Annotated in this window: 15 protein-coding genes and 2 tRNA genes; 6 read left to right on the top strand and 11 right to left on the bottom strand. The window is 67.2% G+C overall.

Annotation, left to right across the window (positions count from 1 at the left end; translation table 11 throughout):
* Positions 1-31 precede the first annotated feature (31 nt).
* Positions 32-457, top strand: coding sequence for a DUF2752 domain-containing protein (locus tag M1L61_RS21165; RefSeq protein ID WP_049433668.1), 426 nt, complete (start codon positions 32-34; stop codon positions 455-457).
* 535 nt (positions 458-992) lie between these two features.
* Here the strand turns inward: M1L61_RS21165 and ampE are convergent.
* From ampE to M1L61_RS21190, 5 genes are all read right to left on the bottom strand, one after another.
* Complete coding sequence (ampE, locus tag M1L61_RS21170; protein ID WP_049411816.1) at positions 993-1,880, bottom strand: regulatory signaling modulator protein AmpE; 888 nt, start codon at positions 1,878-1,880, stop codon at positions 993-995.
* 146 nt (positions 1,881-2,026) lie between these two features.
* Positions 2,027-2,932, bottom strand: a complete 906-nt coding sequence (gene nudC, locus M1L61_RS21175) for an NAD(+) diphosphatase (protein WP_019336614.1) — start codon at positions 2,930-2,932, stop codon at positions 2,027-2,029.
* Between the two features lie 160 nt (positions 2,933-3,092).
* Positions 3,093-3,485, bottom strand: a complete 393-nt coding sequence (erpA, locus tag M1L61_RS21180) for an iron-sulfur cluster insertion protein ErpA (RefSeq protein WP_005419789.1) — start codon at positions 3,483-3,485, stop codon at positions 3,093-3,095.
* A 31-nt stretch (positions 3,486-3,516) separates the two neighbouring features.
* Positions 3,517-3,981 (bottom strand): polymer-forming cytoskeletal protein, encoded by a 465-nt coding sequence (locus tag M1L61_RS21185; protein ID WP_010482635.1) that lies wholly within the window; start codon positions 3,979-3,981, stop codon positions 3,517-3,519.
* A gap of 4 nt (positions 3,982-3,985) precedes the next feature.
* Positions 3,986-4,729 (bottom strand): DUF6776 family protein, encoded by a 744-nt coding sequence (locus M1L61_RS21190; RefSeq protein WP_019336613.1) that lies wholly within the window; start codon positions 4,727-4,729, stop codon positions 3,986-3,988.
* A gap of 179 nt (positions 4,730-4,908) precedes the next feature.
* On the opposite strand from M1L61_RS21190, the gene M1L61_RS21195 reads away from it, so the two are divergent.
* The 3 genes from M1L61_RS21195 to M1L61_RS21205 are packed head-to-tail and all read left to right on the top strand — an operon-like array spanning position 4,909 to position 9,690.
* The gene (locus tag M1L61_RS21195) at positions 4,909-5,526 is read left to right on the top strand and encodes a DUF4126 domain-containing protein (RefSeq protein ID WP_010482636.1); all 618 of its coding nucleotides are present in this window, start codon (positions 4,909-4,911) and stop codon (positions 5,524-5,526) included.
* A 44-nt stretch (positions 5,527-5,570) separates the two neighbouring features.
* Positions 5,571-7,457: an EAL domain-containing protein gene (locus M1L61_RS21200; RefSeq protein WP_049411809.1), complete on the top strand. Its 1,887-nt coding sequence runs from the start codon at positions 5,571-5,573 to the stop codon at positions 7,455-7,457.
* A gap of 1 nt (position 7,458) precedes the next feature.
* On the top strand, positions 7,459-9,690 hold the full coding sequence (locus M1L61_RS21205) for an ATP-binding protein (protein ID WP_248854069.1): 2,232 nt from the start codon (positions 7,459-7,461) through the stop codon (positions 9,688-9,690).
* A gap of 1 nt (position 9,691) precedes the next feature.
* On the opposite strand, the gene bfr is transcribed toward M1L61_RS21205, so the two are convergent.
* The 4 genes from bfr to M1L61_RS21225 form a co-directional block, all read right to left on the bottom strand.
* On the bottom strand, positions 9,692-10,162 hold the full coding sequence (gene bfr, locus M1L61_RS21210; RefSeq protein WP_005419804.1) for a bacterioferritin: 471 nt from the start codon (positions 10,160-10,162) through the stop codon (positions 9,692-9,694).
* A 142-nt stretch (positions 10,163-10,304) separates the two neighbouring features.
* Positions 10,305-10,514, bottom strand: a complete 210-nt coding sequence (locus M1L61_RS21215) for a bacterioferritin-associated ferredoxin (protein ID WP_049411802.1) — start codon at positions 10,512-10,514, stop codon at positions 10,305-10,307.
* Positions 10,515-10,614: 100 nt separating this feature from the next.
* Complete coding sequence (locus M1L61_RS21220) at positions 10,615-10,917, bottom strand: hypothetical protein (protein ID WP_224328682.1); 303 nt, start codon at positions 10,915-10,917, stop codon at positions 10,615-10,617.
* Entirely contained in the window at positions 10,917-11,540 is a 624-nt protein-coding gene (locus M1L61_RS21225; protein WP_010482644.1) for an RNA pyrophosphohydrolase, read from the bottom strand. The genes M1L61_RS21220 and M1L61_RS21225 overlap by 1 nt, the downstream gene beginning before the upstream one ends.
* Before the next feature lie 121 nt (positions 11,541-11,661).
* Here M1L61_RS21225 and M1L61_RS21230 point away from each other — a divergent pair.
* Positions 11,662-11,738 (top strand) — tRNA-Met (locus tag M1L61_RS21230).
* 55 nt (positions 11,739-11,793) lie between these two features.
* Positions 11,794-11,868 (top strand) — tRNA-Gln (locus tag M1L61_RS21235).
* Between the two features lie 319 nt (positions 11,869-12,187).
* Here M1L61_RS21235 and rpsI read toward each other — a convergent pair.
* Together rpsI and rplM are read right to left on the bottom strand one after the other, a co-directional pair.
* Entirely contained in the window at positions 12,188-12,580 is a 393-nt protein-coding gene (rpsI, locus tag M1L61_RS21240) for a 30S ribosomal protein S9 (protein ID WP_005411311.1), read from the bottom strand.
* Between the two features lie 2 nt (positions 12,581-12,582).
* Positions 12,583-13,011 carry a 50S ribosomal protein L13 gene (gene rplM / locus M1L61_RS21245; RefSeq protein ID WP_005414692.1) on the bottom strand — a complete coding sequence of 143 codons (429 nt, stop codon included), beginning with the start codon at positions 13,009-13,011 and terminating at the stop codon, positions 12,583-12,585.
* Between the last annotated feature and the right edge of the window lie 11 nt (positions 13,012-13,022).

The raw sequence follows: 13,022 nt of genomic DNA on the forward strand, positions 1-13,022 counted from the left end.
GATCCGGCGCCTGCGCCGGATCCGTTGTTGCATGTCCGCGCTTCCCGCTCCTTCCCGACTCGCCCGCTGGGCACCGCTGCTGGTTTCCGCCGGCCTGGCCGTGGGTGCCACAGTGGTCCTGCGCAACGTCAATCCGTATGTCGCCGGCAATCCGTTGCCGAGCTGCCCGCTGTACGCCCTGACCGGCCTGTACTGCCCGGGCTGTGGCAGCACGCGCTGCCTGTATTCCCTGGTCCACTTCGACCTGCCCGGCGCGATGGCGATGAACCCGCTGCTGGTCATCAGCCTGCCGTTCCTGTTGCTGATGCTGCTGAACATCGCCGGCATCCGTCCACGCGTGCTCGACCCGCTGATGCGGGTACTGGCCAATCCCGTGTTCTGGCTCTGGGTGCTGCCCGGGTATGCGCTGCTGCGCAACCTGCCGTGGGCACCGTTTACCGCGCTGGCGCCGATCTAGGTTTCCAGCCAACGGCGCAGCCCCTCGTGGTGGGCCGGTATCTGAAGGCAAAAGCGCCGGGGTTGGCCGGGCGGGTGGGCTGCGCAGGGGCCGCTGCAAGTACGTCCATGTAAGCTCGGTCGCCGCATCCATGCGGCTCACGCCCCTGCGCAGCCCACCCGCCCGGCCACGGACAGTTTCCGTGTGCGTCCACCACGGAAAAGAAAGAGACGATCAAAAGCGGAAGCGGATCGCTTCGCTCTGCATCCACGCATGGCGTGGATCTACCGTGTCGACCAAGGTCGGCACCTACCCGCAATCGCAGGTCACCCACCGCCACCGGGAAACCATCGGGGGTGGGGCGGTGTGGGGCTGCAGGACCGTTGGCGCCATGGATGGCGCCATCGAGCCCCCAGGGACGGGTTTACGGCGTGTCCTGCAGCCCCACACCGCCCCGCCCAACCCTCAGCAACCCAGAGCCGCTGTTGCTGTTGCTGTTGCTGTTGCCGTTGCTGTTGCCTCTGCAGGTGCAGGGCTGCAAGCCCTGCAAAAACCACTACGTCACCCAGCCTGCAATCACCAGCAGGGCGAGGATCGCCAGCCACAGCAGCAGCATCCGCCACACCAGGCTCATCGCATCGCGCAGGTCCGGCAACCGCTGCCACACCGGCAACAGCCCCGCCTCGGTGTAATCGTGCGCGTCCTCACGCAGCTCGGCGTTGACGCTGGCCCGCGCCACCGCGCCCAGGAACCCGATGTTGCCGGCCAGGCGCTCGCCATGGGCCTGGCGCCAGGCCTTCCACGCCGTATCGAAGTTGCCCACCAGCGCCATCGAGAACGCCATCAACTGCGCCACCGGCCATTCGATCCAGCCCAGCAGGCGCTGCGCCAGCGCCAGCGGCTCCACCGGCACGCGGGCACGCATCGGGCTTTCCGCCATCAATGCCAGCAGGCGATAGCCCAGCGCACCGGCCGGGCCCAGCAGCAGGAACCAGAACAGCACCGCGAACCAGCGCCGCAGTGCATTGAGCACGGTCGCCTCGACCAGCGAGGGCACGTCTTCGCGCAGGCTGCCCCCGGCCGACTGCAGGTTGCGCACGGCCGCCTGTCGTGTCGCCGCATCATCCGCGTCGATGATCGCTTCGATATCCCGATCCAGGTCGCGTGGCCCCCAGCACCAGGCCAGCACGCCCACGCCCAGCAACAGCGACGGCAGACCGAACAGCACCCCGCGCAGCAACCACGCCAGCAGCACCATCAGCAGCAGCGGCGGCAGCAATGCCAGGGCCACGCCTGCCGGACCCTGCCAGGCCTTGCCGCCGCGCGCGTCCAGCCAGCCCAGCCAGCGCCGGAAGCCGTCGAAACGGCGCAGCGAGGCGGCAGCGGCCGGGGCAACATGGCCCAGGGCCAGTGCCACCAGCACGGCGGCCAGAGTGGTGAACATGGCAGGTCTCCCTACGAAACAGAACGCTCGGCGCCGCTACCTTACCTGTCGCAGCGGCGCCCTCAGCGGTGAACCGGACTGTAACCCGGGCCGTGTTCAGGTGGCGGCAATACAGCTGCCACGACCGGACCGGCAGAGGATCGGGTTCAGCCCTTCTGCTGGCGGTACCAGTGTTCGATCAGGCCGCGCGAAATCGAGATCGGCGGCGACAGGCGGATGCCCTGGCCATCGTCCTCCACATCGCGTGCCAGTGCCGCGCCCACCTCGTCGGCACTGAACCAGCGCGCGTCTTCCAGCTCGCCATCCACCGTCGGCAGGTCATCCTGCGCCTGTGCACGGAAGCCGATCATCAGCGCGCCCGGGAACGGCCACGGCTGCGAGCCGAGGTACTGGCACGCGGTCACCCGCACCTTGCTCTCCTCATGCACTTCACGCACCACGGTCTGCTCGAAGGTCTCGCCGGGTTCGACGAAGCCGGCCAGCACCGAGTAACGCCGCGGTGCCCAGTTGGACTGCCGGCCCAGCAGCAGCCGGCCCTGGTTTTCCACGGCGACGATCACGGCGGGGTCGACGCGCGGGTAGTGCTCGGTGGAACACTGCGCGCAACGACCGACGAAGCCGCCGCGGGCAAACGCCACGGCGCCGCCACACACACCGCAGAAGCGGGTGCGCGAGTGCCAGTAGGACATGCCGCGGGCATAGCTGAAGGCGGTCGCATCGGCCATCGACCACAGCAGAGCGGCCTGGCGCAGGTCGAGGCGACGTGGTGCGGTGACGGTGACGCTGGCGGCTTCAACCGAGAACCACGCTTGTTCCCCGCGCAGGCCGAGGAAGATCGCGGAGCCGGGACCACCCCCGATGTCGGCGCCGGTCAGCGCCAGCGGCTGGTCGTCATCGCCGGTGAAGGCGCTGCCGTCCTGATCGAGCACGAGAATGCGCGCGCCCGGCCACAGGCGCGCCAGTGCATCGGCATCGTCGCGCAGGGCATCGGCGCGCTCCAGCGGTTCGCCAACGAAGGCAAAACCGGAAAGCGGCGAAGAAGTATTGGGCATCCGGCAAGCGTGCCGCCAATCGATGCGGGTGGCAAGGTCGGCGCTGTGCGCAATCTGCTGTTGTGGGCTGGAGGGCACAGAGCATCCACGCATGGCGTGGATCTACGGATCCGCTCTGGCAGGTGCCAACCTTGGTTGGCACATCCTGGCCACAGGGCTCTTACATGCTGAAGCTGCTGCCGCAGCCGCAGGTGGTCTTCGCGTTCGGGTTGCGGATCACGAACTGCGCACCGGTCAGGCTCTCGGTGTAATCCACCTCGGCGCCCATCAGGTACTGCAAGCTCAGCGGGTCGACCAGCAGGGTCACCCCGCTGGTCTGTACCGCCAGGTCGTCCTCGGCACGGTTCTCGTCGAACTCGAACCCGTACTGGAAGCCTGAACAGCCACCGCCTTCGATGTACACGCGCAGGGCCAGGTCGGGGTTGCCCTCTTCCTGGATCAGGGATTTGACCTTGGCGGCCGCCGACTCGGTGAAGTTCAGCGGGCGCTCCAGCGACTGGTAATCGGGCGCGGCAACCGGGGTGGCGCCGGGCAGGGAGACTAGCGTGCTCATGCCGTCAGCATGGGGGTGCCGACGATGGCTTTCAAGCCATCGCCTCGGCCAGCTTGCGGCGTGCGGCGGTGTCACCCTTGCCACCATTGGCCTCTTCGCCTTCCGGAGCCGGCAGGGCGGCCATCGGGGCGCTGGCATGGATCAGGCGACCGTTCAGCTGGGCGCCCGCGTTCATCTCCACCACCTGGTAATGGACGTTGCCATTGACCCGTGCGCTCGGGGTCAGTTCGACCTTCTCGGTGGCATGCACGTCGCCGTCCAGGCGGCCACTGATGACCACCACCTGGGCACGGATCTCGCCCTCGATCACGCCATGCTCGGCGACCGTCAGGGTCGCGCCACTGGCGCCTTCGGCGGCGATCACCTTGCCATGGATGCGGCCTTCCACATACAGGCCCCCACTGAATTCCACATCACCGCGGATCACCACCTGGTTGCCGATCAGGGCATCCACCACCAGCTGGCCTTCACGGTTGGATTTGCTGCTTCCGAACATCTGCCTACTCCCCTTTGGCGGCCGGCGCACCGGCCTGTTTCCAGTCGAATACCTGGGTGGTACCCCCCGTACCACTCCCCAATGTCACCCGCACGCGTTGCGGGGTGAAGTCAGCCGGCAGCATCACGCTGCCGGTGAGCTGCTGGAAGTACCGGAACGAGTAATCCTGTCCCGGCACCTTGCTGCGCTGGTGCAGATCATCCCAGCTGATCGTGGCCAGCTTGCCGTTCTTGACGCCTTCCACGGTGAAGCGCATCTGCCCCTGGCTGATGGCGCCACGGTTGAGGTTCTGGGTCAGCACCGCGGTGTACTGCCAGGTGCCGGCCGCTTCCGGGCTGAACTCGATCGAATGGGTGTTCAGGCCCTTGCGCTGGCTGGTGGAGCCCACCAGGCGCTCATAGAAGGCGACGTCGGCACGCAGGCCTGCGATTTCCTCATCGCGCTCGGCCAGCGAGGACTGCACCTCGGTGTTGGCGGCGCGGCTGATGCGGTCGGAGGCTTCCAGCGTGGCCTGCTTCTGGCGCAATTCGGTCAGCTGCGCCTGCAACGTCTCGGCACGCTTCTCGGCAGCCTGCAGGCGCTGGCCCTGGGCGTCGCGCGGCGTGGCCATCCAGCAGCCACCCAGCACGGCCAGCACCAGGCTGAGCAGCCAGATGCCGCCGATCACCAGCAGGCGGCGACGGTCGGCCGGCGGTTGTGGCGCGCCGGGCAGGCGGACCTGCACGCGCATGGGAGGACGGTTGGTCATGGGTGGATTCCGGGGCATCGCGAGGGCGACACCGGTACGGCCCCTGTGGCAAACGACGCGCTAGTGTATGACAGGACGGGTGGGTTTCCTGCGCAGTGGCGAGCCACGGTCTGTGGCGTTCAGGCATGCCATCGTCGATAGTGTGGTCCCCTGCACAGTTCCGTCGCCGGAGCATCGCCATGACCGAAGCCCACCTGTTCGTGATCGGCATCCTGCTGGCCTGGCTGGCCGGCATCCGCGTCTACCTCACCGTGTTCGGTGTCGGCCTGGCCGGCCTGCTCGGCTGGGTCGACCTGCCGCCGGCCCTGCAGGCCACTGAATCGTGGTGGGTGCTGGGCACCTCGGCGGCGCTGGCGGTGACCGAATTCTTCGCCGACAAGATTCCCGGCGTCGACTCGGCGTGGGATCTGGTGCAGACCCTGGCACGTGTGCCAGCGGGGGCTTTCCTCGCCGCCGCCACGCTGTCGCCGGATGGGCAGCTGGGCACCGGTGCGCTTGCCGCCGGCGCCGGTGTGGCGCTGGCCAGTCATGGCCTGAAGGCCGGCACCCGCGCTCTGCTCAATACCTCGCCCGAGCCTGCCAGCAACTGGGTGGCCTCCGCCGCCGAGGACACCGTGGTGGTCGGTGGCCTGGCCCTGGCCCTGGCACACCCCTGGATCGCGCTGATCGTGGTGCTGGCCTGCAGCCTGGCCGGTGCGCTGCTGGTGTGGCTGGTCTGGCGCGCACTGTGGAAGGGCGTGCGCTGGCTGGCACGCGGTGCGTCGCCCGACAGTCCACGCCAGCCCGGTACCGGTTGATCGCCGGGCTTGTCGCATAATGGACGCGAACACCAGGAGCACCGATGGCCGCAAACGAATCCCCCGCGGGCGCCCGCCCGGGACGCGCTGAATCCCCTCCGGCCGATCATTGGCAACGCTGGACGGCTGAATCGGCGAGCGCCGTCGCCGCAGCGCCGGCAGCAGTTCCGCCGCTGGCAGCCTCCGACGCACCCGCATCGATCGGCAGCGCACCACCGCCGCTGCCGGGTCCGGGCATGCTGGCCGAGGCTGGCAACAACGACCAGGCACCGCCGACCTCCGATTCGCCCTACCGCGTGCTGATCGTCGAGGACGACCGCGCGCAGGCCCTGTTCGCACAGAGCGTGCTGCATGGCGCCGGCATGCAGGCCATCGTGCACAGCGATGCCGACGGTGCGCTACGGGCGATCAAGGAGCATCGCCCCGACCTGATCCTGATGGACCTGCACCTGCCCGGCCTGGACGGCATGCGCCTGACCGCGCTGATCCGCCAGCAGCCTGGCCTGCAGTTGCTGCCGATCGTGTTCCTGAGCGGCGATCCGGACCCGGAGCGCCAGTTCGAAGTGCTCGACAGCGGCGCCGACGATTACCTGAGCAAGCCGATCCGGCCGCGCCACCTGATCGCCGCCGTGGCCAACCGCATCCGTCGCGCACGTGCGCAGGCAGCAACCCTGCCCGGTGCAACCGGCGCACCGGCCACCAGCAATCCGGAAACCGGCCTGCCGACGCGTCACCACGTGCTGCAGCAGCTCAATGCCGCCCTCGCCCATCGCGACCGGGGTGGCGTGTTCTTCGTTGAAGTGGCCAGCGCGCTGGGCCTGCGCGAACGCTATGGCTACGCCGCCTTCGAGCGCCTGATGGTGCAGGCCGGGCAGCGCCTGGCCGAGGCCGGCCATCCGCACCTGCTGGCACGCCTGAACGACAACAGCTTCCTGCTGCTGGCCCGCAATACCGATGAAGACAGCCTGGAAAGCATCGCCGCGACCCTGCGTCAGCAGCTCTCGGCGCGCGCCTTCGTGATCCGCGACGATGAATCGGTGCACCTGCGCGGCGTGGTGGGTTACGCGCCGCTGTCGCCGGGCTTCGACGATGCCAACGCTGCACTGGAAGCGGTCGAGCGCACCACCCTGCAGGCACGCCTGCTCAGCGCCGGCGTGGCGGGCCACGTGCACCGCCAGGCCGTCACCGAACAGGAACACCTGGCACTGCTGGAAGGCCAGCTGGAGCTGGCCTATCAGCCGATCGTCGCCGTCGCCGGTGGCAACACCGCGCAGTACCAGCTGCTGCTGCGCCTGCGCCAGGCCGATGGCACGGTGCTGGCGGCCGGCCAGGTGATTCCCGCCGCCGAGGCGGCAGGCCGCATCGCCGACCTCGACCAGCAGGTGATGGACCATGCGCTGGGCCTGCTGGACCTGTACCGGCACGCAACGCAGCCGCTGAACCTGTTCGTCTCGCAGTCGCTGCGCACGCTGCAGCGCGATGCCTTTGGCGACTGGCTGCTGGAATCACTGCAGCAGCGTGACCTGCCCGGCAGTGCGCTGGTGATCGACGTGCGCCTGCCCGACGCGCTGATCCACACCGTGCCGCTGCAGCAGTTCTGCCAGCGCATGGCCGGCGCCGGCGTGCGCTTCTGCCTGAGCCAGTTCGAGCCCAGCGGCGAAGCCGATGCACTGCTGACCCAGCTGCCGCTGTCGTTCGTGCGCATGGCCGCGCGCTTCTCCAGCAGCCATTCCAACCCAGCCACGCGCGAGGAACTGCGCAAGGCGATCGAACAGGCGCATGCGGCCGGGCTGCAGATCATCGGCCAGCAGATCGAAGACCCGCAGGCCGCGGCCGCGATGTGGGTCGGCGGCGTCGATTACATCCAGGGCAACATGGTGCAGTCGGCCGGCAGCGACCTGAACTTCGACTTCCACAACGCGGTGCTCTGACGTGCCGCTGTGGGGCGTGCTGCTGGTTGCCCTTGCCGCGGCCGCCATGGCGCTGCTGTTGGGCCTGCGCCTGCGCACGCGCAGCCGGGCACTGGCCCGGCTGCAGCGCGAGCACAGCGCGCTGGCCGCCGACCGCGACCAGCTGCGCCATACCACCGAACGCCAGGGCCAGCTGGAACAGCAGCTGCTGCAGGCCAAGCAGGCCGCCGAAGCGGCCGTGCTGGCCAAGGGCGAGTTCCTGGCCACGATGAGCCACGAGATCCGCACCCCGCTCAACGGCATCCTGCCGATGCTGGAGCTGATCGCGCGCGGGCCGCTGGGCGAGGACCAGCGGCAGATGCTGGCCACCGCTTCGGCCAGTTCACAGCAGCTGCTGCGCATCGTCGACGACATCCTCGACTACTCCCGGCTGGAAGCACAGGCGCTGGAACTGGAGATCACCAGCTTCAACCTGCGCGACCTGCTCGATGGCGTGGTGCAGCTGATGCAACGCGCCGCCGACGCCAAGGGCCTGGCCCTGGGCCTGCAACTGGATCCTTCGGTGCGCCTGCCGGTGCGCGGCGACCCGGTGCGCCTGCGCCAGGTGCTGAGCAACCTGCTGGCCAACGCAATCAAGTTCACCGCCCGCGGCCAGGTGCAGCTGCGCGTGCTGCGGCTGGGCGAAGGTGCCGCGCAGCACCAGCTGCGCTTCGAGATCATCGATACCGGCATCGGCATCGACGACACACTGCAGGCACGCCTGTTCCAGTCCTTCAGCCAAGCCGACGCATCCACCACCCGCATCTACGGCGGCACCGGCCTGGGCCTGGCCATCTGCAAGCGCATCATCGACCTGATGCACGGGCAGATCGGCGTGCAGTCCACGCCTGGCCAGGGCGCTACGTTCTGGTTCGAGATCCCGCTGCTGAAGGTTCCTGGCGACCTGCCGGCGATGGCGCGCGCGCCAGCACCGCTGCTGCTGTTCAGTGCCGATGTAACGCTGCAGGCACGCATCGAGCGCATCGCGGCCCATCATGGCCTGCCGGTGCACGCCATGGCGCAGCTCGATGCCGTGGTCGAGCGCCTGCGCGCGGTGCCGAGGCCGGGGCAACCGGCGCCGGCCTGGCTGCTGGTCGATGCACGTGCGCGCCGCATCGGTGAAGCGACGCTGCAACAGGCGTTGGCCGAACGTGGCGAGGACGATGCCCTGCAGGTGCTGTGGCTGCAGGACGATACCCTTCCGGCACGCCCGCGCCAGCGGCAGTTACCCTCGCATTTCGACGACGCTGCGCTGCATGCACTGCTGGCTGCACCGGTCGCGCATGCGCGCCCTGCCGCGCTGCTGGCCAACGCCGAACAGGGTCAGCCCACGCCCACGCTGCCGCCGTTGCACCTGCGCGTGCTGCTGGTGGAAGACAACACGGTCAACCGGATGGTGGCCGAGCATCTGTTGCGCGTACTCCAGTGCGAGGTGCGCAATGCCGCCGATGGCGAGCAGGCGCTGGCCACCCTTCGCGAAGGCGGCGTGGACGTGGTGCTGATGGATTGCCAGATGCCGGTGCTGGACGGCTACACCGCCACGCGCCACTGGCGTGCGGAAGAAGCGGAAACCGGGCGCACGCGGTTGCCGATCATCGCGATGACGGCCAACGCCATGGCCGGTGATCGCGAGCGCTGCCTGCAGGCCGGCATGGACGACTACCTGTCCAAGCCGATCGCACGTGCCACGCTGCATGCGCTGTTGCAGCGCTGGGGTGGCGGGAAGGCTGCATCACCTGGACAGCCTTCGGTAGAGCCGAGCCATGCTCGGCTGACGGCCAATTGCAGTCGCACGCCATCAGCCGAGCATGGCTCGGCGCTACAGAATCCGGAAAAGCAGGTGGCGCCAGCACCGCAACCGGTACTGGACCGCGACGTGCTGGACGAACTGCACGCGGTAATCGGCGATACCGCCCTCCAGATCGTCTCGGTGTTCCTGGAGGATGCGCCGGCGATGGTGCAGCAGCTGCAGCAGGCCGCGCAGAACGGCGACGAGCCCCGCCTGCAGGCGGTCGCGCACAGCCTGAAATCATCAAGCGCGAACGTGGGGGCCTTGTCGCTGTCGGCGGTGGCGCAGCGGATCGAACATGAGGCCCGCAGCGGCAGCCTGCAGCGCCCCGCCGTAGCGGTAGCGCTGCTGGTTGCCGAATTCGCCCGTGCGCGCGTGGCACTGACGGGCTACCTGGCACAGCATCGCGCCGGCCAGGCCGGCTGAGTCACTCTTCCAGCTTGCTCAGCAGGTACTTCGGCTCGCCGATGCGCTCGATCAGGTCGAGCTGGGTTTCCAGCCAGTCGATGTGCTCTTCTTCCGAGTCGAGGATCTTCACGAACAGCTGGCGGCTGACGTAGTCACCCACCGAATCGGAATAGGCCACGGCCTCGCGCAGGGTGACCACGCCATCGCGTTCCAGCGACAGGTCGCACTGCAGGATCTCGGTCGGGTTCTCGCCGATGCGCAGCTTGCCCAGCGCCTGGAAGTTCGGCAGGCCTTCAAGGAACAGGATGCGGTCGGCGAGCATGTCGGCATGCTTCATCTCGTCGATCGATTCCTTGTACTCATGTTCGGCCAGTTCCTTGATGCCCCAGTTCTTCAGCATCTTGGCGTGCAGGAAGTACTGGTTGATCGCGGTCAGCTCGTTGTAGAGGACCTTGTTGAGGAATTCGATGACCTTGGTGTCGCCCTTCATGGGGATGCTCCTGCACGCTGAAAACGCAGGCACTTTAACGCCTTGCGTGCGGTCGTGAAGGAACGCGAATCGTGCGCATTGGCCTATGCGGCCACGCGTGAAGGATGCGGAAGCGCGGCGTCAACGCGCCGCGAAAGAGACGTCAGGCGACCTGGGCCAGACCGAGGACCGGCAGCGGCAGATCGTGGGTGGCACGTGCCTTGGACAGCAGGTCGCCTGCCATGTCCAGGCAGGAACCGCAGGTCGCGCCACAACCGGTACGCATGGTCAGCTCGGCCACCGTGCTGACGCCATGGCTGGCGGCTTCGCGGATCTGGTGGTCGGTGACTCCGTTGCAGATGCAGACGTACACAGGCGTGAACCGGGCTGACAGGCCAAGAGTGGCCTGTTGGCTATTTCAATGGAAACGAGAATGGTTGTCAATCAGAGACCTGAACCATTCTCGATACGGTTCAGAGTGCGATCGAATACAACAGGGCCAGCACCGGCGTACTGAAGAACATGGTCAGCCAGTGCAGGCCACCGCCTGCCGCCCTCAGGCGCAGCAGGTAGTCCGCCAGATACAGGGCACCGGCACAGTTCACCAGGATGAGGACCATGCCCAGCCCAAGCGGGATCGTTGCGCTGCCGCCAAGCACCACCACGCCCAACGCCATCCAGGGCAGGCTGGCCAGCCGGACAACCAGGCCCTGCTGGAAATACCCGGCGGGGACGCGTTGTGACGGATCGACCCGCGGCCTGCGCGGCCTCCCCATCAAACCGCCCCCGGCTCACCCTTGGCCTTGCGCGGCCAGTAGCCACCGCGCTTGGGCGTGCGCTTGCGGGGCCTGTCGTGGCCGGCAGCGTGACCCGGCATCCAGGCCTCCGCAGCGCTCTTGGGCATGGCGGTGACGCCCTGCCCGGCCACCCCGCGCGCCAACGGCGCCAGATGTCGCAGAGCGCGCGCATAGACGCCACGCTTGAACATCACCACGTGCTCCACCGGGTACCAGAAGTCCACCCAGCGCCAGTGGTCGAACTCGGGCGAATCGGTATGGTCCAGCTGCACATGCGATTCGTCGCCGGTCAGGCGCAGCAGGAACCAGACCTGCTTCTGGCCGATGCAGACCTGCCGCTCATTGCGGCGGATGGCCCGCGCCGGCAGCTTGTAGCGCAGCCAGCCGGGCGTCGCCCCGAGCACTTCCACGTGCTCAGGCAGCAGGCCGGTCTCTTCCTGCAGTTCACGATACATGGCCTCGACAGGCGTCTCGTCGGTGTTCATGCCACCCTGCGGGAACTGCCAGCCGTCCCGGCGCACACGTCGTGCCCAGAACACCTGGCCGTCCTGCCGCATCAGCACAATGCCGACGTTCGGTCGATAGCCGTCCGGATCGATCACGATGCGGACTCCTAAGAAAATCTACTGGTCGGGACTATCCCATGCCCTCTGTCGACCCACAAGCACGACACAAAAGTGTTGACAGGGTCGATACACATCCGCAGAATAGCGGGCTCACCAAGGCTATGTAGCTCAGCCGGTTAGAGCACAGCACTCATAATGCTGGGGTCGGTGGTTCGAGTCCACCCATAGCCACCACACTGAAAATCAAGTTGTTTTTCAGTGTGAAAAGTGAGAAAATAGTTGCACATTTTGCCCCGTCGCCAAGCGGTAAGGCACCTGACTCTGACTCAGGCATTCGGTGGTTCGAATCCATCCGGGGCAGCCAAATTAAAAGCAAAAGGCCAGATCGAAAGATCTGGCCTTTTGCTTTTAATTTGGTCGCGCATTCCACCTGATCCCCGCGCCTGTCGGCGCACCCCCTTGAACATCAAGGGGGCTCTCCTCCAGAGAGGGGTCCGGGGTCGGATCCTTTTTCAGAGAAAAGGGCTCCACTCCCCTTCTGACATGTGAAGCCACGGGTAGTACCGACCGCTGGCCGGCAACCCGGGAATGCATGACCCCGAAACGACAAAAGCCCGGCCGAAGCCGGGCTTTTGCTTTTCCATCCAGCGGGCTCCCGAAGGAGCCCAACCAGGCGCGGTAGATCAGCGCTTGGAGAACTGGGTGGCGCGGCGGGCCTTGTGCAGACCGACCTTCTTACGCTCGACTTCACGGGCGTCACGGGTCATGAAGCCGGCCTTGCGCAGCTCGGACTTCAGGGTTTCGTCGTACTCGACCAGAGCACGGGCGATGCCCAGACGGATCGCACCGGCCTGGCCGGTGGTGCCGCCGCCAGCGGCGGTGACCAGGATGTCGAAGCTTTCGGTGTTCTTGGTCAGCTCGAGCGGCTGGCGCACGATCATGCGCGCAGTCTCACGACCGAAGAACTCGTCCAGCGGACGGCCGTTGACGGTGATGTTGCCCGAACCCTTGCGCAGGAACACGCGAGCGGTGGAGGACTTGCGGCGGCCAGTGCCGTAGTTTTGAGTGATAGCCATGATTAGATATCCAGAACCTGCGGCTGCTGTGCGGCGTGCGGATGCTCAGTGCCGGCGTAGACCTTGAGCTTGCGGTACATCTGGCGACCCAGCGGGCCCTTCGGCAGCATGCCCTTCACGGCGATCTCGATCACGCGCTCCGGGTGGCGCTCCAGCGCCTGTGCCAGGGATTCGGTCTTCAGGTTGCCGATGTAACCGGTGAAACGGTGATACATCTTGTCCTGCAGCTTCTTGCCGGTGACGGCAATCTTTTCTGCATTGATGACGACCAGGTAGTCGCCGGTATCAACGTGGGGGGTGTAGACCGGCTTGTGCTTGCCGCGCAGACGGCGGGCCAGCTCGGTGGCGAGACGGCCCAGGGTCTTGCCCTCGGCGTCGACGAGGTACCAGTCGCGCTGGACGGTCTCGTTCTTGGCAGTGAAAGTGCTCATGAAGAACTCTA

It is taken from the genome of Stenotrophomonas sp. NY11291, assembly GCF_023277365.1.
Lineage (GTDB): Bacteria > Pseudomonadota > Gammaproteobacteria > Xanthomonadales > Xanthomonadaceae > Stenotrophomonas > Stenotrophomonas geniculata.

Coding starts and splice junctions, on each gene's coding strand:
- M1L61_RS21165 (WP_049433668.1), top strand. CDS start 32: ATGTCCGCGCTTCCCGCTCCTTCCCGACTCGCCCGCTGGGCACCGCTG.
- ampE (WP_049411816.1), bottom strand. CDS start 1,880: ATGTTCACCACTCTGGCCGCCGTGCTGGTGGCACTGGCCCTGGGCCAT.
- nudC (WP_019336614.1), bottom strand. CDS start 2,932: ATGCCCAATACTTCTTCGCCGCTTTCCGGTTTTGCCTTCGTTGGCGAA.
- erpA (WP_005419789.1), bottom strand. CDS start 3,485: ATGAGCACGCTAGTCTCCCTGCCCGGCGCCACCCCGGTTGCCGCGCCC.
- M1L61_RS21185 (WP_010482635.1), bottom strand. CDS start 3,981: ATGTTCGGAAGCAGCAAATCCAACCGTGAAGGCCAGCTGGTGGTGGAT.
- M1L61_RS21190 (WP_019336613.1), bottom strand. CDS start 4,729: ATGACCAACCGTCCTCCCATGCGCGTGCAGGTCCGCCTGCCCGGCGCG.
- M1L61_RS21195 (WP_010482636.1), top strand. CDS start 4,909: ATGACCGAAGCCCACCTGTTCGTGATCGGCATCCTGCTGGCCTGGCTG.
- M1L61_RS21200 (WP_049411809.1), top strand. CDS start 5,571: ATGGCCGCAAACGAATCCCCCGCGGGCGCCCGCCCGGGACGCGCTGAA.
- bfr (WP_005419804.1), bottom strand. CDS start 10,162: ATGAAGGGCGACACCAAGGTCATCGAATTCCTCAACAAGGTCCTCTAC.
- M1L61_RS21220 (WP_224328682.1), bottom strand. CDS start 10,917: ATGGGGAGGCCGCGCAGGCCGCGGGTCGATCCGTCACAACGCGTCCCC.
- rpsI (WP_005411311.1), bottom strand. CDS start 12,580: ATGGCTATCACTCAAAACTACGGCACTGGCCGCCGCAAGTCCTCCACC.
- rplM (WP_005414692.1), bottom strand. CDS start 13,011: ATGAGCACTTTCACTGCCAAGAACGAGACCGTCCAGCGCGACTGGTAC.